This window comes from Chryseobacterium pennipullorum, assembly GCF_003384725.1.
In the GTDB taxonomy this organism is placed as follows: domain Bacteria; phylum Bacteroidota; class Bacteroidia; order Flavobacteriales; family Weeksellaceae; genus Chryseobacterium; species Chryseobacterium pennipullorum.
Genome location: NZ_QNVV01000020.1, coordinates 1 through 21,190 on the forward strand (window position 1 = coordinate 1; position 21,190 = coordinate 21,190).

The 21,190-nt window shown below is 38.9% G+C and carries 24 protein-coding genes; 9 read left to right on the plus strand and 15 right to left on the minus strand.

Annotation, left to right across the window (positions count from 1 at the left end; all coding sequences use genetic code 11):
- Positions 1 to 515 precede the first annotated feature (515 nt).
- Positions 516 to 1,676, minus strand: a complete 1,161-nt coding sequence (locus tag DRF67_RS17705) for a thioredoxin family protein (protein WP_115929635.1) — start codon at positions 1,674 to 1,676, stop codon at positions 516 to 518.
- A gap of 299 nt (positions 1,677 to 1,975) precedes the next feature.
- Here DRF67_RS17705 and DRF67_RS17710 point away from each other — a divergent pair, with 299 nt between their 5' ends.
- Positions 1,976 to 3,580: an AraC family transcriptional regulator gene (locus DRF67_RS17710; RefSeq protein WP_165851828.1), complete on the plus strand. Its 1,605-nt coding sequence runs from the start codon at positions 1,976 to 1,978 to the stop codon at positions 3,578 to 3,580.
- Between the two features lie 422 nt (positions 3,581 to 4,002).
- Here DRF67_RS17710 and DRF67_RS17715 read toward each other — a convergent pair whose 3' ends face one another.
- From DRF67_RS17715 to DRF67_RS17740, 6 genes are all read right to left on the minus strand, one after another.
- A complete protein-coding gene (locus DRF67_RS17715; RefSeq protein WP_115929716.1) occupies positions 4,003 to 4,212 on the minus strand; it encodes a hypothetical protein in 210 nt (69 codons plus the stop codon).
- A gap of 206 nt (positions 4,213 to 4,418) precedes the next feature.
- Positions 4,419 to 4,640, minus strand: coding sequence for a cytochrome C551 (locus DRF67_RS17720; protein ID WP_115929637.1), 222 nt, complete (start codon positions 4,638 to 4,640; stop codon positions 4,419 to 4,421).
- A 312-nt stretch (positions 4,641 to 4,952) separates the two neighbouring features.
- Positions 4,953 to 6,578 (minus strand): L-glutamate gamma-semialdehyde dehydrogenase, encoded by a 1,626-nt coding sequence (gene pruA / locus DRF67_RS17725; protein ID WP_115929638.1) that lies wholly within the window; start codon positions 6,576 to 6,578, stop codon positions 4,953 to 4,955.
- 335 nt (positions 6,579 to 6,913) lie between these two features.
- A complete protein-coding gene (locus tag DRF67_RS17730) occupies positions 6,914 to 8,020 on the minus strand; it encodes a DNA topoisomerase IB (protein WP_115929639.1) in 1,107 nt (368 codons plus the stop codon).
- 9 nt (positions 8,021 to 8,029) lie between these two features.
- Positions 8,030 to 8,197, minus strand: coding sequence for a phosphatidate cytidylyltransferase (locus DRF67_RS17735; RefSeq protein ID WP_115929640.1), 168 nt, complete (start codon positions 8,195 to 8,197; stop codon positions 8,030 to 8,032).
- A 28-nt stretch (positions 8,198 to 8,225) separates the two neighbouring features.
- Positions 8,226 to 8,663 (minus strand): DUF6526 family protein, encoded by a 438-nt coding sequence (locus tag DRF67_RS17740; RefSeq protein WP_115929641.1) that lies wholly within the window; start codon positions 8,661 to 8,663, stop codon positions 8,226 to 8,228.
- Between the two features lie 338 nt (positions 8,664 to 9,001).
- On the opposite strand from DRF67_RS17740, the gene DRF67_RS17745 reads away from it, so the two are divergent.
- The 4 genes from DRF67_RS17745 (at position 9,002) to DRF67_RS17760 (ending at position 13,299) form a co-directional block, all read left to right on the plus strand.
- Positions 9,002 to 10,771, plus strand: a complete 1,770-nt coding sequence (locus DRF67_RS17745) for an aminopeptidase P family protein (RefSeq protein ID WP_115929717.1) — start codon at positions 9,002 to 9,004, stop codon at positions 10,769 to 10,771.
- A gap of 310 nt (positions 10,772 to 11,081) precedes the next feature.
- Positions 11,082 to 11,648, plus strand: a complete 567-nt coding sequence (locus DRF67_RS17750) for a Crp/Fnr family transcriptional regulator (protein ID WP_115929642.1) — start codon at positions 11,082 to 11,084, stop codon at positions 11,646 to 11,648.
- 53 nt (positions 11,649 to 11,701) lie between these two features.
- Positions 11,702 to 12,724, plus strand: coding sequence for a saccharopine dehydrogenase family protein (locus tag DRF67_RS17755; protein WP_115929643.1), 1,023 nt, complete (start codon positions 11,702 to 11,704; stop codon positions 12,722 to 12,724).
- Complete coding sequence (locus DRF67_RS17760; protein ID WP_115929644.1) at positions 12,721 to 13,299, plus strand: NAD(P)H-dependent oxidoreductase; 579 nt, start codon at positions 12,721 to 12,723, stop codon at positions 13,297 to 13,299. The genes DRF67_RS17755 and DRF67_RS17760 overlap by 4 nt, the downstream gene beginning before the upstream one ends.
- Positions 13,300 to 13,443: 144 nt before the next feature.
- On the opposite strand, the gene DRF67_RS17765 is transcribed toward DRF67_RS17760, so the two are convergent.
- The 3 genes from DRF67_RS17765 to DRF67_RS17775 all read right to left on the minus strand — a co-directional run bounded on the left by DRF67_RS17765 (position 13,444) and on the right by DRF67_RS17775 (position 15,941).
- Positions 13,444 to 14,166, minus strand: coding sequence for a siderophore-interacting protein (locus DRF67_RS17765; RefSeq protein WP_115929645.1), 723 nt, complete (start codon positions 14,164 to 14,166; stop codon positions 13,444 to 13,446).
- A 210-nt stretch (positions 14,167 to 14,376) separates the two neighbouring features.
- Entirely contained in the window at positions 14,377 to 15,243 is an 867-nt protein-coding gene (locus tag DRF67_RS17770; protein ID WP_115929646.1) for a helix-turn-helix domain-containing protein, read from the minus strand.
- 62 nt (positions 15,244 to 15,305) lie between these two features.
- Positions 15,306 to 15,941 (minus strand): LysE family translocator, encoded by a 636-nt coding sequence (locus DRF67_RS17775; protein ID WP_115929647.1) that lies wholly within the window; start codon positions 15,939 to 15,941, stop codon positions 15,306 to 15,308.
- A 156-nt stretch (positions 15,942 to 16,097) separates the two neighbouring features.
- On the opposite strand from DRF67_RS17775, the gene DRF67_RS17780 reads away from it, so the two are divergent.
- From DRF67_RS17780 to DRF67_RS17795, 4 genes are read left to right on the plus strand one after another with little or no spacing between them, the layout of a single operon-like run.
- Complete coding sequence (locus DRF67_RS17780; RefSeq protein WP_115929648.1) at positions 16,098 to 16,817, plus strand: hypothetical protein; 720 nt, start codon at positions 16,098 to 16,100, stop codon at positions 16,815 to 16,817.
- Entirely contained in the window at positions 16,783 to 17,448 is a 666-nt protein-coding gene (locus DRF67_RS17785) for a hypothetical protein (RefSeq protein WP_115929649.1), read from the plus strand. Before DRF67_RS17780 ends, DRF67_RS17785 begins: the two co-directional genes overlap by 35 nt.
- Entirely contained in the window at positions 17,418 to 18,176 is a 759-nt protein-coding gene (locus tag DRF67_RS17790; RefSeq protein ID WP_115929650.1) for a sensor histidine kinase, read from the plus strand. Before DRF67_RS17785 ends, DRF67_RS17790 begins: the two co-directional genes overlap by 31 nt.
- A gap of 11 nt (positions 18,177 to 18,187) precedes the next feature.
- A complete protein-coding gene (locus DRF67_RS17795) occupies positions 18,188 to 18,856 on the plus strand; it encodes a response regulator transcription factor (protein WP_115929651.1) in 669 nt (222 codons plus the stop codon).
- Between the two features lies 1 nt (position 18,857).
- Here the strand turns inward: DRF67_RS17795 and DRF67_RS17800 are convergent, their stop codons facing one another.
- The 5 genes from DRF67_RS17800 to DRF67_RS17820 all read right to left on the minus strand — a co-directional run bounded on the left by DRF67_RS17800 (position 18,858) and on the right by DRF67_RS17820 (position 21,145).
- Positions 18,858 to 19,718, minus strand: coding sequence for a hypothetical protein (locus DRF67_RS17800; protein WP_123912773.1), 861 nt, complete (start codon positions 19,716 to 19,718; stop codon positions 18,858 to 18,860).
- A gap of 96 nt (positions 19,719 to 19,814) precedes the next feature.
- On the minus strand, positions 19,815 to 20,081 hold the full coding sequence (locus DRF67_RS17805) for a RebB family R body protein (RefSeq protein ID WP_115929653.1): 267 nt from the start codon (positions 20,079 to 20,081) through the stop codon (positions 19,815 to 19,817).
- 90 nt (positions 20,082 to 20,171) lie between these two features.
- Positions 20,172 to 20,438, minus strand: coding sequence for a RebB family R body protein (locus DRF67_RS17810; RefSeq protein WP_115929654.1), 267 nt, complete (start codon positions 20,436 to 20,438; stop codon positions 20,172 to 20,174).
- Positions 20,439 to 20,538: 100 nt separating this feature from the next.
- Positions 20,539 to 20,805, minus strand: a complete 267-nt coding sequence (locus DRF67_RS17815) for a RebB family R body protein (RefSeq protein WP_054509886.1) — start codon at positions 20,803 to 20,805, stop codon at positions 20,539 to 20,541.
- A gap of 73 nt (positions 20,806 to 20,878) precedes the next feature.
- Positions 20,879 to 21,145: a RebB family R body protein gene (locus DRF67_RS17820; protein WP_115929655.1), complete on the minus strand. Its 267-nt coding sequence runs from the start codon at positions 21,143 to 21,145 to the stop codon at positions 20,879 to 20,881.
- Between the last annotated feature and the right edge of the window lie 45 nt (positions 21,146 to 21,190).

A 21,190-nucleotide genomic window follows, 5' to 3' on the forward strand; every position in this document is an offset into this window, starting at 1 on the left:
CTTTGCCAGCTCAACACGGTAGACTGCGCCGCGATATCGAACCGAATACAAGCTTCCCTTTGTGATATACATTCAGTTGCGATAGTTTTCAAAACTTTAGCCTTAAACTTCAAGGAATAATTCCTGTTTTTTCTAGCTTGTAGCCCTGAGATTCCGTACTTGTTATAAAAACCTATCCACTTACGCAGATTACTCTCATTGAATCCCTTTCTTTTGCTATAGATCCAATCGAACGATGAGAGTTTTTGTGAAGTTTAATACATTCTAGTTTAAACGCAACGCTAAATTTTTCTTTTTTATACATAAAAAATGCCCCTAAAAAGTGTCTAACTTTTTGGGGGCAGTCCAATTTTGTGGATTTTTTAATGGATCATTGGTTTTTTTAAGATTTTCTATTCTCATCGGCATAAGGTATGTGTTGCTCTTAAGTATCACGAAATTAATCATTTAGGTCCTTATAAAATAATAAGCCCGCAGAATTATGCTGCGGGCTTATTGTTTCATATCATTATCCATTAAAGGCTCTTCAGTAATTTTTCGGTATCAGAAGAATCCTGTCCGGAGCTTTTCGCCAGTTCAATAGACTTTTCAGCCCATATTTTAGCATTCTTTTTATCCCCGATCTTATTATAAAGGTTAGCTAAAGTATCTGTATTGGCAAAACTCTCATCCTTCTTTACAGACTCCTGAGCCCAGGCAACAGCTTTTTCTAAAGAGGCCTTATTGCTTACGTTTTCGAAAAAATTCCAAGCCAGGGAATTCAATTCTCCGGAACTGGCGGATGAATAATCTTTATACAGTTCAAGAACCAATTTTTCATACGTCGGAATATCTTTATTCTTCAGAGCTCTGTTGGCTTTCATTCTTTTGAATATTTTTTCAGCTTCCTCTTTGCTCAGAAACTTTTGGGCGTCTGCCATGAAAAGGCTTTCATTCCATGTTTTCGTATCTGCGTTGTAAGCTTTTTGTGCTACCGTATTCAGCTTGATGTTTTTGTTGATCTGCTCATACTTTTCTTCAGGAATAAGCTTTATAATTTCAGCCTTCTTATCCTGAAATATTTTATACAGGGAACTTTCCGTATTTTGAGTTCCGATAGTTAGCATTTGTACGTCTTCCTGATCCAGTGTTGGCTTCTGCTGAAAATAGCGGGTGAGTACTTTACCGGCAAATTCAGAATCGTTGTAGAGGGTAAGGCCGGCAAGATTTTTTAAAAATTCAGGATCTTTTTCTCCGTTTTCAAATTTTTGCTTTAGTGCGGTAAGCCTTTTACTTGGATCTTCAGCATCTTTTGCAAACTGAATAAAGTCATTTTCTTCAACATATCCCAGGGTTCTGTGTACGGTTTCCCCGTTTCCATCAATAAACAGATAGGTAGGAAATGCTTTTACATTATATTTTTTAGCCAGATCAATACCTTCCCCTTTTTCCATATCAATTTTAGCATTGATAAAGTGAGAATTATAATAGTCTCCCACTGTTTTCAACGGAAAGATATTTTTTACCATCAGTTTACATGGACCGCACCATGACGCATAGGCATCAATAAAGATCAGTTTGTTTTCTTTTTTTGCCTTGGCAAGGATAGAGGCAAAATTGCCATCCTCAAATTTAATGCCCTGTGCCCAGGCCAGTGCACTTATACATAAAGTAGAAAATATCGCTAATTTTTTCATAAAATCTTTTTATTCCCTGCAAATGTAAACAATATGATGACATCTGAGCCGTTCATATCGGAAATATTTGAGAAGGAACTTTGTTTTTCTGACAGAAATAGATCTTTAGAAAAGTTAAACATTTATTATTTTAGACTTATTATTAAAATTAATGTAAAACTTAATTTTGGTTAAATGATTAAATTTCAATAGAATATTTTAATAAAAAATAAAATATTAGTAGTTTTGTACGAAACAAAAAGACACCCGTGAAAATAATGATGAATTATTATAAAATAAAAGTAATAATTTGTTTTCGTATGTCTAAAAATCTCCTGAAATTTTTGTTTTTTCTGACTGCAGCAGTTCCCTTATCTGCTCAGGAAAAAAATAATTTTGACCAGGCTTGTGAAAGAGCCTCTTCTATTACTGCCTACCAGAACTTACCGAAAGCCATAAAGACAGCTGATTCCCTTTATATGTCGGCCCAAAAGCCTGTAGATAAGGTGAAGAGCCTGATGCTTTCTTCTGAACTGTACCACCATGCAGGGGAATTTAAAAAAGCGATATGCTACAGCGAAAATGCACACTCGCTGATCAATCAGATTAACGACCCCGAGTGGATGGCACGTGTCAGCAAACTGCTGGGTAGACAGTACAGGCAGGTCGGGCTTTATGAAAGGTCCAAAAAATATACAATGAAAGGGCTGCATGCTTCAGCACAGATTTCAGATTTCCAAAAAAGCAATGAAGCGGCGGGTCTGCTGAACCAGGAGATGGCTTTTTACGAAATGGAACTTGGAAATTACGCCGATGCAGTGAAGTATATTGAACTTTCTCTGAAGCATTTCGAAAAAATTGACATCCTGAACGAAAACAAAACGGCAGCCGCTTCTTATCAGGTGCTGGGAGATGTTTATTTTAAGCTTAATGATTATTCCCTGTCGGAAAACTATTACAGAAGAGCAGAAGAACTCCTTAAAAAAGGAAGTTGTACGCTGGGGCTGGTGTATAATGGACTGGGGGGTATACGCCTGAAACAAAAGAACTGGAAAGACGCTGAGCTGTATCTGAAGAAAGCCGAAAAAATAGCGGATACTTCCCGGAGTCTTACCCTTAAAAAAGCAGTATACTCCAATATCAACGATTATTATGAAGGGATAGGAGATAATTTTAAAGCTTCCTTATATGCGGTGAAATATGTACGTGCCTATGACAGTATTGCAGCCCGCGATCAGGAATTTACCAGGAAAGCCTTTATCAATTCCGGAAATAAAAGCAGTAAAAAAAGTGGCCAGATGAATGTGGTGAAGAATACAGCCATTATCGTATTGATGGGATCACTCATAGGATTGATTATTTTCTTCAGGTTAAAACAGAAAAAGCAGCGCTCAAAATTCCGAAATATTATAAGAACCCAACTGCGGCTGATCAGCAACCGGAGTATTGTATCTCTTCCATCGGAAGACTATGAATTCTCCAACATCTCTGTAGAAGAAATTGATGAAAAGGACAGTGAGAAAGACAGAAAAAGAAATGAATCTCTGATGACCTCGGAGACAGAATCTAAGCTGCTTGAGCTTCTGGAAGAGTTTGAAAAAGGTGAGCTTTTTAATAACAAGGGAATGTCTCTGTCTTTTCTGGCAGGAGAACTCAATACCAATACAAAATATCTTTCGTATGTGATCAATCAGCATAAAAGTGCTGACTTCAAAACGTATATCAACCGGTTAAGGATTAATTATATTGTAGATAAGCTCATCAACGATGAAAAATACAGGCAGTATAAAATCAGTATTTTGGCCGATGAATGCGGCTTTTCTTCCCACAGTAAATTCGCTGCAGTCTTCAAAGCGGTTACCGATTTTTCGCCATCAGCCTATATTAAATACCTGGACACTGAAAAGCCCTCTGACAGAAAATAGCCATTTTCGTGAAAATGATTAGCTGGAGGCCGTTTTTCCCATTCTGTCTTGCTGTTTTCATGAAAATGGATAACCTATTATTTTATGTGAAGCTCCTGCTCGCCTATCTTTGCTTCAGTTAAAGGGATATGAATACCATCGTCAAGACGTTTATCACTTTTATTGATGAAGATCTGTCATTTCTTCAGAAATAAGATATACTACGATATCAAATCAACCATGAAACTTCTGATAGGGAACACGTGTATATTTCGCTGCCTGAGATAGCCACGGTTCCTGTTTTTTATCCTCCGGAACCCGTGTTTCGGTCAAATGAGAACATACCTTTTTATGATACCGTATAATCGGGGTTGATTGCCCGGTTTTTTTTCAGTCAAGTTTTTTTAAGTGCAAATCCGCAGAACTTCTGCGGATTTGTGACTTTATTTTGTGGTTGTACTGTCGGTTTTGGCTTTTGAAGAATCAGGAATTGCTGATACAGGTTCAGAATTGGCTACAGCAGAATCTCCCATTTTATTTCTCAGAGAATCCTTGTTGTGAGAATCTTTAAACTCTTCTCTTTTTTCCTTGTTCTGAGCACAGCTTCCCAGAAAGAGAAGGCCGAAGAATGCTCCTATCCATAATTTTTTCATAATACTAATTTTAATGTTGGTCATGATCAAATATAGTGATTTTTATAAAGACAAAGTGAATCATTTTAATAGGTTTGATTTGCCCTGGTCTACCTTTACCAATGAAGATCATTCTGTCTTCTTGGTTGTTTCTATGACCCAACAAAAAAATCTGCAGTATTTTCACCTGCAGATTCTCCATTTTTAAATTAAACGTATAATAAATACTATTTGACAGGAGGTGTTGTCGCCGAATCCATTTTCATCTTGATGCTATCAGGATTTGTCATTTTCGTCGTCATTGTATCAGTGGCAGCAGGAGATACTTTTCTTTGCGTATCATCTACTTTTACCGAGTCACGATTACTTGTTGACATTGTCGATTCTTTGCTTCCACAGCTCACAGCAAATAAACTTATACCGATTGCTGCTATCAAAAACTTTTTCATACAATTTTATTTTGGGGTGTATTAGTAAAAAATCAATAATTATTCCTAATTGAGTTTATAATCTTTAAAGTAAATGTAAATTTTGTTAAAATATGTTAGGTTGTGATCAAATAGGAGGGGGAATAAATAGTTCCGCACATTCCTTTTACGCATCAACTGTCCATTATCCTTATCGTCCATCATCTAATTTCCAATATATATACGTTTGTATCTATGCTGATTGATCCTTCTATTAAAAATAAAAAGCCCCGGAATTTCGATTCCGGGGCTGTATGTAAGAACAGGCAATCTTTACCTGTTATACCTTATTGATTATCCTAAGTATGGATATTTGTAGTCTTTAGGAGAAACGAAAGTTTCCTTAATACTTCTTACAGAAGTCCATCTCAGAAGATTCATTTTAGAACCTGCTTTATCGTTGGTACCTGAAGCTCTACCACCACCGAAAGGCTGCTGTCCTACTACGGCACCTGTTGGTTTATCATTGATGTAGAAGTTTCCTGATGCGTTTTCCAAAGCCTTATAAGCTTCATCAATAGCGTAACGGTCTTGTGAGAACACTGATCCGGTAAGGGAATAAGGAGAAGATGAATCCACTAACTGAAGCGTTTCTTTCCAATCCTTGTCTTCATAAACATATACTGATAAGATAGGGCCGAAGATTTCTTCCACCATACTTTCGTACTGAGGGTTGGTCGTTTCAATGACAGTTGGGTGTACAAACCATCCTTTAGCATCATCACATTTACCACCGATCGCCACTGTAGCTTCACCTGAAGCGTTGGCTCTCTCGATATATCCTTTACATTTTTCGAAAGAATTTTTGTCGATTACTGCATTGATGAAGTTCGATGGATCTTCAGGAGAACCGATTTTGATCGTACTCATCTGAGCTTCCATCACTTTTTTCACATCAGCCCAAAGAGATTTAGGCACATAAGCTCTTGAAGCTGCAGAACATTTTTGTCCCTGATATTCGAAAGCTCCTCTTACCAAAGCAGTAGCTACCGCTTCTACATTGGCAGACGGGTGAGCGATAACGAAATCTTTACCACCGGTTTCACCCACGATTCTTGGGTATGTTCTGTAGTTGTGGATATTGTCACCAATCATTTTCCACATTCCCTGGAATACTTTTGTAGAACCTGTAAAGTGAAGTCCTGCAAAATCACGGTGTGCCAATACTTTTTCAGCAGTTTCTTTTCCGTCCGTAAAGATCATGTTGATCACCCCTGCAGGAAGACCCGCTTCCGTTAATACATCCATGATTACTTTTGCAGAATATACCTGCTTATCAGAAGGTTTCCAAACCACTACATTTCCCAGCATCGCCATACACGTTGGAAGATTTCCTGAGATGGCCGTAAAGTTGAACGGGGTTACTGCAAAGCAGAATCCTTCCAGCGGTCTGTACTCAACACGGTTCCAGATTCCATTATCAGAAACCGGCTGCTCAGCATACATTTCCGTCATGAATTCTACGTTGAATCTTAAGAAGTCGATGAACTCACACGCGGAATCAATTTCAGCCTGGTGTACATTTTTAGACTGTCCGATCATCGTTGCTGCATTGATTACATCTCTGTAAGGTCCTGCCAAAAGATCAGCTGCCTTTAAGAAGATAGCTGCACGTTGTTCCCAGCCCAGTTCATTCCATTCTTTTTTAGCTGCCAATGCCGCATTGATAGCGTCATCCACATGCTGCATACCCCCTTTATAGTAAAATCCGAAGTCATGAGCATGATCCTGAGGAGACTGAAGCTGTACTTTCTCATCAGTTTTCACTTCTTTTCCGTTGATAACCATTGGAATTTCCACCTTTTCAGACCACATCTTTTTATAAGTGGCAATAAGGCTTTTAACTTCTGGAGAACCCGGTACATAAGAATTTACCGGCTCATTTACCGCTAAGGGCACTTGCGAAATTGCTTTTGACATATTACGTTGTATTATTTTTTTTATTAAATAAGTATGTTATACAAATTTACAATATTTATAAGGAAAGAAAAAATACCGCGTCTTTTTATGAAATAAACTTTATGTACAATGAATCATGGAATAATCCAGTTTTTTTCATCAAAAATGTAAAATCTTAAATGTTTTTATCTGATGTTTTGAAAATGATAACGATTTGCATGAGAGTCTTGCAATATAACCCAGAAGAATAGTGGAAGAGCTACTGCAATTAATAGAGTGGGCTTAAGTCCTGTGAATAAAGGTTTTTTGGGAATATTAATTTTCGGTAAAAATCCTTTAATGTGATAATGAAAAATCTACATCTTCTCATTTTCGAGAATCTTCAGAACAAGCCGTTCTTCCTGGGTAAGGCTTGCTTTTCCGTCATTTTCTTCGATGACTTCCAGCTCGTCCAGGTATTTTTTAATGGTATTGTTTTCGTAAAGATTGATGACCAATGGGTGCACGTAGTATTTTCTGCAGACGGCCGATGTATTTCCGAGATGTTCTGCAACCATATCGAGCGCTTCTTTTACTTTCTTCTTGTATTCGGAATTATTTTCCGCATAGCCTATTTCTTTAAAAGCAATAAGAGCACTCACGGTCCCGGACCAGGTTCTGAAATCCTTAGCAGTAAAATCATCACCGCTTATTTCCTTAATATATTCATTCACCATTCCGGAATCTACCGAATGGCGGTTTCCCTCATCATCCAAATATTGAAAAAGTTCCTTTCCCGGAATTTCTTTGCATTTCTGAACCAGCCTTGCCAGTCTTTTGCTCCGGAGGTCAACATGGTGCATGATGCCTTTTTTTCCTTTGAATGAAAAAATGATCTTCTGTCCTTTTACCTCCACGTGCTTATCTTTTAAAGTAGTAAGCCCGAAGGATCCATACAATTTTTCATAGATATTATTTCCGATACGGATATTGGTTCTCTGCATCAGGCTGACTATCAATGCAAGTATTTTTCGTTTTTCAAAGTTTCTCAGCGCAAGATCCTGCTCTACCTGAAGCCTGATATCCGGCAGGGCATATCCAAACTGAAGCATCCTGTAAAACTTCGTATGATTTCTCAGGGCACTCCATAGGGGATGATAGCGGTACTGCTTTCTCCTTTTCGCATCCAGACCTGTGGCCTGAAGATGGCCGTTTTCAAGGGCGCAGATCCAAACATTTTCCCAGGCTGGAGGGATGACCAGCTTGTTAATTCTTGCGATCTCATCCTTATTCACAATCTTCTCACCATCTTTGTAATAAGAATACTTTTTTCCCGTTTTCTTACGGGTGATTCCGGCCGTTTCTGCATCGGTGGTATATACAAGATGTACCGCCTTTGCAGAAGCTTCCGGGTCCTTCATGATTTTAACAATCTTTGACGGCCTCAGATGGGAAATGATTTCTAGATCTGTATTCTTCTCCATAAGACATGGTTAAGAGTTTTTACCCCTCGAAAAAATCAGTAAAAGAATCACTACAACTGCACAGACCAGGATAATTCCCCACCACATTCCGGCTTTAAAGACTGTTTCTACTGCTTCACAACTTGTTAAGGTTGATAATATTAATATCGTAATACTGTAAAAGCTTAACTTTTTCATAGGTATATATTTTTAATTTGGTATCGGTTTATATTCTGAGCCAGTCTGCCCGCCAGTTTTTAATCGACCTTTTGATTTCGTCTCCGGAAATATTTTCATGGAGCGCTTTATACAGAAGATCCTTGAATTCATCATCATGAGCAAATCTAAGGGCTGCCATCTGATCAAATTTTAATTTAGCTGCCGTTTCATCAGATCTCATATTGAAAATTTCAAAATACCGTTGCTTGAACTCAAGAATCACCATCCGGTTCTGAAGCCCCAAAGCATAATGCTGCCTCACCATAATGGCCAGATAGAAAAGCAGAAAGATCACAACAGAAAACAGAATCCAGACCAACTTATTTTTCGGATCATCACCAATCTTATACATCCCAAAAATTTCTAATAGAATTAATAAAGGAAGGTAGATGAAGTGATGTGGCGGATAAAATTTTCTGTGATTATGGTAGTTCTGCTGTTTCATACTGTTGAATACAGCAATAATCTTTCCAAAAAAATAATATTTTAATAATATGGTATCTTTTGTGGCTTAAAAAATGATTGATTTTATTAAATATGCTTAATATTTTAATATTTCTATGCTTATTCGTATGAATTATTTTATTTGTGAACAATATGATACCTTATCCATTGCGAGAGAAACGCAAAAAATATTGAGCTTTCCGGTTTTCTGAGATCTTTAATTGGAGAGTAAGATTCACTTCGTGTTTTTATTTGTGCTGTTGGTAATAAAAATAGGGCATTGATTTGAACTTTTGGCTTTAAATTTTTCGTAACTTTCGGTGTTTAAAAATGAAAAGAATGACCTCAAAGGAAAAAGTTGCTGCACTTCGTGAAGAAATGCAGAAAAATAATGTTGATGCATTTATCGTATATTCTGCAGATCCCCATATGAGTGAATACCTTCCCGAAGAATGGCAGGAAAGAGCATGGTTGTCGGGTTTCCTTGGTTCTGCCGGGTTCGTGGTAATTACCAGAGATAAAGCAGGACTCTGGACAGACGGAAGGTACTTTACCCAGGCTGCCATTGAACTTGAAGGTTCCGGTATCGAGCTCTTTAAAGACGGAATGGAAGGAACTCCCCATTATATTGATTGGATTGTTTCGGAAATTCCTGCCGGTGGGAGAGTGGCTGTAAATACTTTAGCAGCCTCAAATGCTAACTGGGAACTGCTTTCTCAAAAATTCAATTCAAAAAATATAAGCCTTGTTGATCTTCCACTTTTAAAAGAAGTTTGGAAAGACAGAGGGACGCCTTCGGCCAATCCTATTTTTGTACATCCTGTAGAAAGAGCAGGCAAATCCGTAGCAGATAAAATTGCAGCGATCCGTCAGAAGATGGAAGAGCAGGAAGCGACTGTTCATATTATTTCCAGTCTGGATGATGTAGCATGGACGACCAACCTGAGAGGAAGCGATGTAGATAGCAATCCTGTATTTCTTGGATATATAGTCATTACTAAAAATGATGCAGTTCTTTTTACCGGTCTTGATAAACTTGAAGTAGAAGCAAGAAAACAAATGGATGATTCTTTCGTGAAAATGATGCCTTACGAAGAATTTTATAACTACCTGAAAGCATTTAAAAATGAAAAAATACTGGTTTCTCCCAACAGCAATCAGCAGATTTTCGAAACTCTGAAAGCGGATAACCAGTTTATCAAAGCTCCGGTGCCGGGAAATCTTATGAAAGCTCAAAAAAATGAGGCTGAGCTGGAAGGTTTCAGAAAAGTAATGGTGAGAGATGGAGTGGCGATGGTGAAATTTCTATACTGGCTGACCCACAACGCTGGAAAAGAAACGATGAATGAGTATTCCATTGGTGAAAAACTGAGAGGCTTCCGGGCTGAAGGTGAAAATTTTGTCGGGGAAAGCTTCGGTTCCATCATAGGATATAAGGACAATGGAGCGATCATGCATTACTCTGCAAAGAAAGAGGGAAGTAAAGAGGTAACCAATGATGCCACTATCCTGGTAGATTCAGGAGGTCAGTATCTGGAAGGGACTACCGATATTACAAGAACTTTTGCACTGGGGACAGCTTCTGAAGAGTTTAAAAGAAATTCTACCCTGGTATTGCAAGGGCTGATCCGTCTGTCGATGGTAAAGTTCCCGAAAGGGACCAAAGGCGTGCATCTTGATGCCATAGCCAGACTTCCGTTATGGATGGAAGGAAAAGATTTTAACCATGGAACAGGACACGGGGTGGGAAGTTTTATGAATGTTCATGAAGGGCCGCATAGTATAAGAAAAGATTTGAACCCTCAGGATCTTCTTCCTGGAATGGTATGTTCGAACGAGCCGGGATATTATCTTGAAGGCCAGTACGGAATCCGTCACGAGAACCTGATTGCTGTGAAAGAGGCAGAAAAAACAATTCATGGAACGTTTTATGAATTTGAAACCCTTACTTTCTGCCCATTCTTTACAGATACTGTTGTTAAAGAAATTCTATCAGAAAAAGAAATTGCATGGCTGAACAGCTATCATAAAACCTGTGAAGAAAAGCTGGCCCCTTATCTTGAAGGAGAAGTTAAAGAATGGTTCCTGCAGTTAGTCAGTCCAATATAATCTAGGGTGATTATCCCTGAGTAAACTTAAACGTTAAACGAAGTATTGTTAGATAAGCTAAAGTCCTGTGAGTGTATCGCAGGGCTTTTCCTTTTATACTAAGTATACAACCGTATTTTTACGGATAAAACTCTAGGGATTCCCCTGATGGATTCCCGGATTGTCCGCCCTATCTTTGTATCAACAAAAACATCATTCATATCTTCATATATAACTTAGTAAATTCAAAACGGTAGATCATCTCGTCCTGAGATGATTTTTTTTATCTATTTTCGTGGAATTAATCTGAATCGCTGTAATTATACGTAGAATGGAACATCATTATTTCTCGAGCTTTAACCTGTTTTCCGAAAGTGAAATTGAAGAATTCCTGCAACTTTTCGAATTCAGAAAAGTACATAAAAACGATTATTTCATCCAGGAAGGTGAGCGCTGTAGGGAGGTGGCCTTTATAAAATCCGGAATCTTCCGTTCCTTTTACACCTCTGATACCGGAAAAGACACAACCTTTTGCTTCAGATTTCCAAACAGTATGATCGCTGCCTATTCATCATTTATCTCCGGATGTCTCAGTAAGGAAAGCATGCAGGCTATTACCGATGCCGAACTGATGGTCCTTAAAAAAGAGAAAGTAGATCAACTGGTACAGAACAATATCAACTGGATCAGGTTTCTGAAAATTATTGCCGAACAGGAGTATCTGGAACTTGAGCGAAGATTTTTTCAGCTTCAGAGAGATACCGCTTCCCAAAGATATAAGACACTTATTGAACACTATCCGGACTATATCCAGAATATTTCCCTGCAGTATTTAGCGTCCTATCTCGGCATTAGCCAACGGCATCTGAGCAGGATCCGAAAGGAAGTTGCTTTTTAGACATTTGTCCTGTTCTCTGGAAGAGGAGCGCCATATTTTTGCTAAAAAAAGATATGGAATATACGATTTTGATTATTGGAGGAAACGGATTGGTGGGGAAAACCATTACCCGCATACTAAAATCCAGAAACCCGAACCTTACCGTTTTTACCGGTGGAAGAAAGGGTGGGAAAACAGATAACGATCTCAGGATTGATGTTACCGATCCCTCAACTTTTCAGGTTATTTCCGATAAAAAAATACAATTCATCATTCTTTCTGTAAATGATAAGTCGGACCATGTTTTACGGTTTGCCATCGAGAATGGAATTGACTACCTGGATATTACAAAACCTACTCCTGATCTGGTAAAAGCTTATGACTTTGCGGTACAATCTGAAATAAACAGCAGAATTGTCTTCAGTTCCGGATGGATGGGTGGAATTGTACCCGCGTTGGTGAATGCGGTGGCGCACAATACCGATGATATTCAGGACGTTAGGCTGTTTGTCTATTATTCTGTGAAAGATCTTGCAGGAGAGAGTTCAGCCCATTTTATGGCAGAAAATGTTGCCGTTCCTTTTCATCATTATAAGAATAATCAGGCCGTTCCCATCAGGCATTTTCTAAACGCTGAAACGTTTGATTTTTCTTTTGGAATAGGCAAAAGGAGAGCCTATCATTTTGATGTCCCGGATCTGTATATTATCAACCGGATTGAAAGAGTTCCCAATGTAAATGTGAAAATGACCTACAATTCGAAATTTATTACCTGGCTGCTGGGTGCTTTTCAGTATGTAAGGATTTTTAATATTTTATCTCTTAAAGAAAGAAAAATGATTTTCGGTTCCAGTGGAAACGGTGATCAGTCCGTTTTTGAAATCTTGGTAAAGGGCCAGTCCGGCTTCAGAAAGTTAAGTCTGCGGAGCAGTAAAGGGCAGGCAGAGCTTACTGCTTTATCAGCCGTTCTCCACACTGAAGAACTCCTGAGGAATTCTCATGAACATACCGTGTATTTCAGCCATCAGCTGCATCATCCTCTGTCACTATTGGCGCAGCTCAGTGCCTATGAAACCATCAATATCCATACCTCATGAAAAAAATAGCCATTATCAACGGTCATCCTCATAGAGACTCTTTTAATTTCGGCGTTGCCGAAGTTTACAGAAACGGAGCCGAAGAAACAGGAGCCGAAGTAAGAGAAATCATAATAAGGGATCTGGTTTTTAATCCCAACCTGCAGTTTGGCTATCAAAAAAGAATGGAGCTGGAGCCCGATCTGCTGAAAGCCTGGGAAATCATACAGTGGGCAGACCATCTGGTATGGGTACATCCGGTATGGTGGGGTGGAATTCCTGCCCTGATGAAAGGTTTTATAGACCGGTTGTTTTTGCCGGGAATGGCATATAAATACCGTGAAAATTCTGTGTGGTGGGACAAATTGCTAAAAGGAAAAACAGGACATATTATCACGACTCTGGATCAGCCCGGCTGGTACTACCGCCTTATGTATGGAAGGCCCAGCGTCAATCAGCTGAAGAAATCGACCTTGGAATTCTGTGGTGTGAAGCCGGTACAGGTGACTTATTTGGGGATGATCAGGAATTCAAAGGATAAGCAGCGTTCGCAGTGGCTCAAAAAGGTAGAGAAACTGGGACAGAGACAAAAATAGATGGGCTCCTGTCTATACTTTTTGCCTTTGAATTTGAAGACTAGACGGAAGCAAAAAAGTGATAATGGATCGCCCGGATTTGAAAGTTCTACTTGTTCGCAATTCCAATATTCAATAGGAACGGACTTTAGTCCGTTCACTTTTTTACAATCCTTTTTTCCCCTTTATCCAATAGGCCTGTGATCTGATGCATCTGGGTGAAACTCCTTTGGATTTGAGAAATTTTCTTAGGAGGGACATCCGGTCACCATTGCCTGTAAGATAAAAGATAGCATCATCATTGTATATCATTTGCTTTTCTTCTACCAGAAAATCATTAAGAGCTTCTATAATTCTCATCGTATTGTTTTTAGGACTATGATAGCCATACAGGTTCAGTTTTTCCAACGCTGAGGGATCTTCCATTTCATGAAGACATATAAATGAACGGTTCATTTCCTCTACCGCTGTTTTAATGGAAAGGGAACTGCCCAATGAGGTCTCATCGCCTATGGAAAAATGGATTTTGGCGTTGGGATCAAAGAATCGTTTACCTCTGGGCATCAGGATTTTTACAACATCTCCTTTGGACAGACCGGTTGTAAAATGATGTCCTGCTGCTGCAGGATCATGCAGGTGAAATAGAATATCAAAAGTACCGGCTTCCCTATTAAAATCAAATGGGGAATAATTCCGGAAATCCCGGTCATTAATTCTTATTCCTATGGCATAGGCAGGTTCATACGGAACATCCCAAAGGTCTGTGGCAAAGCGGATAAGAAGAAGATCATCCGTAATCTGTTGTATATGGGTGACTGTACAGTCTTTAAATTTTGAGGACCAGACATTTTCTACAGTATCATTGATCCATTTTGGTAAGCTGGGCATATGTTATTTTTTATTGCAAAGGAAGCTTCAAAATTGGAATTTACCGATAGCTGTTTCAAGGAATTGGTTGGACAATTCGTGGTTTAGATGCAGAAGAGAGGTAGCGATATCAAAATTTGGGGAACAGAGTACCTCCAATATTGGTATCATTTAAGTCTAAGGTGAATTGAAGAATCTGATGTTGTACTCTTTAGAAAATATGTGCTTATATTACATGCTTTTATTGCTGTTTCTGAATTCAGACGGAGACTGGCCTTCCAGTTTGGAGAATAAGCGGCTAAAGTAGGCGTGGTCATTATATCCTAATACATAAGCAATTTCTTTTACGGTAAGGTGGGTAAACGCAAGTAACCGTTTGGCTTCAATCAGTATTTCCTGTTGAATCCAGTGTTGGGCCGGTTGGCCGGTCACTTCACGGATGACTTCTGTAAGGTACCCCCTCGAAATCGTAAGCGCTTCAGCATATTCTGATGGACTTTTCATGGTTTTGTGTTCTTTTCTTACCATAATCCTGAATGCCCGGACCAGCTGTACAGAACGGCTGTCATAGGCCGCCTGGGAATTATTTTCCTGAGAATATAAAACAGCAAACATTCCGATAAAAGCATGTAGCAAAGACTGAACGACCAGAAACCCTTCTTTGGAGGCCAGCATCTCATCAGTATAGGATTTGTGGAGCAGGGCAGCTGCCTTGTTGATGGTTGCAACAGAGCTTTTATCCACTGCTAACGGACGTATTTCCTCCAGAGATTCTTCAAAAACCGAACGGACAGTCTCCGGTACCAGATCAGCTTTTACGGCTACAAACCATCCATTTACCTCTTTCATCAGAAGTCCCTGATGTACCTGTCCCGGCAAAATGCAGAAAATACCGGAGTTCTGTGCTTCAATAGTGTTGAAGTCCACCATCATCCTGACATGGCCGCTTTCCATACATGTGAAAATGTAGTGATTATCACGGTGAATTCCTTTATCCATGAGCATATCTTCCGTGTTCCGGATACGGGTATCCATTTTCTTTACATGGAAACGATGCTTGGATATATCACTCAAATCGTAGGTAGGAATTGTCTTCATTGTATTGAAACCGGTTCTACAAAGCTACAACATATCTGCCATGTCAAAGTAAAGATTTTCTGTTATTTTGCCTTTGAAAAAGCCATTTTTAAAGCCAGGTACGTAAGCACGCTTGCCATAAACCACTTCTGTATTTTCACCCACATAGGATGGTCCGAAAAGAATACCGCTACTTTTGCTGCTGTCAAAACAATCACCAGATTGATGCTGAAGCTGATCAGTACCTGGATAAGTCCTAATTGGAAGCTTTGAGTGAGGACGGATCCATACTCAGGTTTAATGAACTGAGGGAAAAATGAGACATAGAAAACAGCAACCTTCGGATTGAGTACATTGGTAAGGAAACCCACAGTGAAAAGCTTTTTCGGACTGTCGTGAGTCTTGTCTCCATCCACTTCAAAAATAGTCTTGCCAGCAGGGCGAATGGCTTTGTATGCCAGATACAAGAGATAAACAGTTCCGGTTACTTTAAGAACGGTGTAGGCAAAGGGAACAGCCAGTAATATAGCTGTTAAGCCAAAAGAGACCATCACGATATGAAACAAAAAACCACAGATCACGCCTGTCAGCGAAACAAATCCGGATCTTTTCCCCTGCGTTATGGATTTCGAGATCAGGTAGATCATATTGGGTCCAGGACTCACGACCAGAATCAGGGCAGCAAGAATAAAAAATAAAAGTTCATGAAATGGAATCATGTGTAACAGAATATTGATAGGGTACAAGTTTACGAAAAAATATCCTTGGGATTGTTCTTGTCATATTATATTCAATACCCACCTAATCGTGATATAAAAACAAATGTAAAGGCTTTTTTTTGTAAATTTCAACAAATAAAACATTTACTATTACCTATGACTAATGCCATGCCTATTGAAAACATTTACCGTGCCCTTCGAAACTGGAAAGCTTTGATTGATGCTTACATGAACGGAAATGGAGAAAGTAAGAGTGAAATCATGAAATTTCTGAACCAGGGAACTCACTTTTCGGTTGATGAGTCCGAGATCAGAGAATGGACGAAACATCTGCAACATACAGATGATAAAGACAAGGCTATCCACGCCTATGTAGGGATAGATGAAGATCAGCTGAAATTTTTTCTCATAGATTCATATAGCGATGAACATTCGGAATTTGATCATATCTCTGTAAAAGAATTTTCGCATCAGTCTCCGGACGCCGAGATAGAAAAAACACCGGTTGTCACTTCCTATCCTCCTATCAGCTCAGAATCTGCAATCAGCAGGAACTTCATGTTCAATATGTATTGCAGTGACTGGATTGATGCTCAAAAGAAAGGAAACTTTTTTCAGCTGGTGAGAATTCCGTTTAGTGATTACAGTAAATTGGGTCTGAAGGAAGGAGAATCGTGCGTCTGCTTTTTGGGGCTGACGAATACCATGCTTCAAAATACACCTATCTCAGATTATCATATAGAGGTGATCACCGTAAAAGATCTAGGGATAGGGCAGATGAGCCAGTTTGCTGAAGATTATTCTACACCAAGACCGCCATTTACCAATTATCCCCGCGGATATGAACTTTTACTCAAAAGTGATGCTTACCTATAACACCCTGTCATTTTATCTGCAACTTGTTATCAATCTAACCCTGCTTACCGGGCTGATTGTCTTGGTCATGAACGATGCAAAATCAAAGATCGTACTGCTGGTATTTCTTTTCGGAGAGCTGCTGTTGGAATTATCCGATTATATAGACCGTCTTCTGGATCTGCATACCATCAATATTTATAATTACCCGCTCAGCCAGTTTTTTGGTATCCTCATGATCACAGCGATCTATGACCGGTATTTTTTTTCAATAGGAAGATCATTAAAAGTGCTTATTGGTATTTTTGCCGTTCTGTCACTGGTATTCAACATTGTGTATATGCAAAACATTCAGTCAGCTACTTTTTATTCCAATATCATCACCAGCATTATTGTGAGTAGCTTTGCGGCCTATTATTTCCTGTATATGATAAAAAAAGGAAATACCCGGAATACATTGTTTGTCACCAATATCCTGGTATTTTTATTTTTTTCGGTTGAATGCCTGATTTCTACAACGTTTAATTTTCTGATCAATAACTATCTGGAGTGGGTAGCCCCTATCTGGCTTTTCAGAGGAGTTCTGCTGCTTTCTTTTTACATTTCTTTTATTAATCTTGGATGGCATACCCGGACAATGAAAGTACGATAGTATCATGGATATGGATAGGAATTGGCATCCTATTCTTAAGCACAGCCTTTATTATTGTATTGGTGATTCATCATTTTGAGCAGGTCAGGAAGAATAAAAGAAAAATGATACAGCTGGTTCGGAGTACGCAGACTGAATGTTGGGAAAACATACATTATTTACAGGAAAAAGACAGAGAGAGGCTTGCGGAAGAACTCCATGACAATATTATTTCTGAGTTGAATATGATCCGTTTAAACATTAATGACAGAAATGTTAAGGAATTAAATTCTGACTTAAAAAGATCAATGCAGCTGATCCGGGAGCTTTCTCACAATCTTACTCCTCCGGATCTTAACGGAATAGAGCTGGCTGACGTTATTGCCGATTATCTGGTCCAGATCAGTAAAGAAGTTGAGGTGCTCTATTTCAATCATACGGAGCAGAACATTACAGTCAACAGTACGATTAAGCTGAACCTCTTCCGCATTGTACAGGAGTTGATTACCAATATTCTGAAACATGCCTCTGCTACGAAGATCACCGTGCTTCTGAGAGTTTCCGTACAGTACCTCAGCCTTATTGTGCAGGATAATGGCCGCGGTTTTCCTTCCGGAAAAAATCATAAAGGAATCGGGCTGAAAAATATACAGTCGCGAAGCAGGAAGATCAATGCTCTATATAAATTTAAAACCAAGCCCGGTAATGGAACCCGGTGCGTTGTTTTTTTAATATTAAAACAAAAATAAAAACAAATTCTATGAAAATAAAGATCGGAATAGTGGACGATGATTTGCTCTTTGTGCAGCTTTTAAAAAACTATCTTGAAAATGATGCGCGCTATGAGGTGGTACTCACTGCAAAAAGCGGAAATGCTTATCTTCAGGAAGCTCGTATCCCTCTGGATGTCCTCATCCTGGATTTAAGAATGAGCGATGGAGACGGACTGGAGGTTTTGTCTGGTTTATCCGCTCTTCAAAATGAGATTAAAGTCATTGTGCTTTCAAGTTTTTACAGACGTTCGTTTATGGGGCATATGCTGAAAATGGGAGTTCATGCCTTTTTACCCAAAGAAATTGAACTAGATGAATTGTCTGAAGTTATTCATGCTGTTCATCTTAAGGGCCATTACTTCTCCAATGAGCAGGTTGATGTGATGAGAGGTCAGCTGTCTAATAAGCTTCCTCAGTTTCATGCCTATTCAAAAGATGACCTTACAGAGCGGGAAGTGGATATCATACGGCTGATCTGTCAGCAGCAAAGCACCAGAGAAATTGCGGAAAGCCTTTTCATATCTCCCAAAACGGTAGAAACCCACAAGACAAATCTGATGATCAAAATCAGTGTGAAAAATATGGCCGGGCTGGTTATTTATGCCGTTCAGAATGGTATTGTGGATGCGGCTGAGATTGTTTTGTTTGATAAATAAGTTATTTGTAGAACTTATTTTTTCTTAAAAATTTATTGATTCCATGTTCTATTAAATGTTGGAAAACTAATTTTCCCAATATATTATTTAATGTAGCAAAATTTCCTATTCCTTCTCCTTTGACTTTAACATAGATTTTATCATCTTTTCTGAAAATTGTGATGGTAACGGTACCCGGGTTAAAAGGATTATGCAATAGATGACCGCTTTGGGTGGTATTGACAATGGTAAACGATTCTGAAAAATTTTCTGTTTTCACCTTTCCCAGTATAAAAGCATTGGCAATTCCCTCGTGCTCCCTGCTTGCAAAAAATACATTGTCTTTTCCTTTGAGCGCTAATGGAACAGTAGCCCCTACACTTTCTTCTTTAGTAAAAAAATCAAAAACATTCTTTTCTGTGATTATTTCTGTTACGTTACCTACCAATAAAGTAAATTCGTATGAGTGTTCTTCAGCATCAATTTTACAATCCATTAGCATCCATATATGGCGAATCCATCGGGCGACTATGAAACCTCTTTCTTCTTCCTTATCGTGAATGATATAGTGTAAAATAATATGCAATAGATCTTGCAACAGGCTGTTGAATAGCTTTTTTTGTGAATATTCCAATTGGGTTTGATCCGTAATTTTTAGGTAAGAAGCCTTAGGTTCGGGAAGGAAAAACTGATCTTTCTTTGGAATGGAATCAATTAGCTTTTTATTATTCTGATCCGGAAAGCGATTAGGCTGAGTGCTTTTCTCATTGTTTTGAGGTAGCTTGTCTCCCGTAGAAAAGCTTCTCATTATGGGGGCATATCTAGGTGTCACTCTTTGCAAAGTCATAAAGACAGAATTTTTTGAAGCGATTTGACGAAACATATAGTATTTTTTATAAATGAAAGAATTTGTAAATCTGACAGAAAAAACAGGGAGAATCCAGATGCATTCTCCCTATTTAAAAAATGTAAAAAAATATTAAGAAGCGCTAAGCATCTTGGCAATGGCGATCGCGTCGGATACCGTATCGATGCTGTAGATCTGCATCACACCCTGAGTGGTGGCTGCCTGTCCTAAAATATTTTGCTGATTCTGTGCGTTGACAGAATTTTCAAACATAATTCCTGTAGAATGGGCTGCGGATTGATACACATTCCCCAGAGCCATTGCCGGTGACTCCGCTACTACCTTTACGTTAGCTTGTGTCACTGCATCTGTGATTTGTTGGTTAACTGTTTGTGCCATGATTTTAATTTTTTTTGAGATTGTTCCCGTTAGTACTTATATTGAATAAGGTGTTGCTTTTTATTTTTCAGTAAACAACACTGATTCGAATTAGGATGCTCCCAGCATTTTAGAAATAGAAATAGCGTCAGCAATCGTATCAATACTATAGATCTGCATGATTCCCTGGGTGGTGGCTGCCTGTCCTAAAATGTTCTGCTGATTCTGTGCATTCACTGCATTTTCAAACATAATTCCTGTAGAATGAGCTGCAGATTGATAGACATTTCCTAAAGCCATTGCCGGAGCTTCTCCCACCACTTTTACATTAGACTGGGTTACGGCATCCGTAATTTGTTCGTTAACTGTTTGTGCCATGATTTTTTAGTTTTTTATTTGTATTAAAGGTCATTGATTGGTTAAAAAAACAATCGGGTAATGATTACCCGACTGTAATCTTGTTCTGTGGTAACATCTGTTAAGAAGCGCTCAACATTTTTGCAATGGAGATGGCGTCTGCTACCGTATCGATGCTGTAGATCTGCATCACACCCTGTGTAGTGGCTGCCTGGCCCAGGATGTTCTGTTGATTTTGTGCATTTACTGCATTTTCAAACATAATTCCTGTGGAGTGGGCTGCGGATTGATAGACATTTCCTAAAGCGATTGCCGGAGCTTCTGCAACAACTTTTACATTGGATTGGGTCACTGCATCTGTGATTTGTTCGTTGACTGTTTGTGCCATGATTTTAATTTTTTATGATTTGATGAATAGGTGACCGGACCTTCCGGTCATTTTGTTGATGGATGTATTTCTGTTAAGAAGCGCTTAGCATTTTAGCGATAGAAATAGCATCTGACACGGTATCCATGCTGTAAATCTGCATGATTCCCTGTGTGGTGGCTGCCTGACCCAGGATGTTCTGCTGGTTTTGTGCATTCACTGCATTTTCAAACATAATTCCTGTGGAGTGGGCAGCAGACTGATAGACATTTCCTAAGGCCATTGCCGGAGCTTCTCCTACTACCTTTACGTTAGATTGTGTTACAGCATCGGTGATTTGCTGGTTGACTGTTTGTGACATAATTTTTAGTTTTTGGTGAGATCAGATCTCGGTTAATAAATGAAT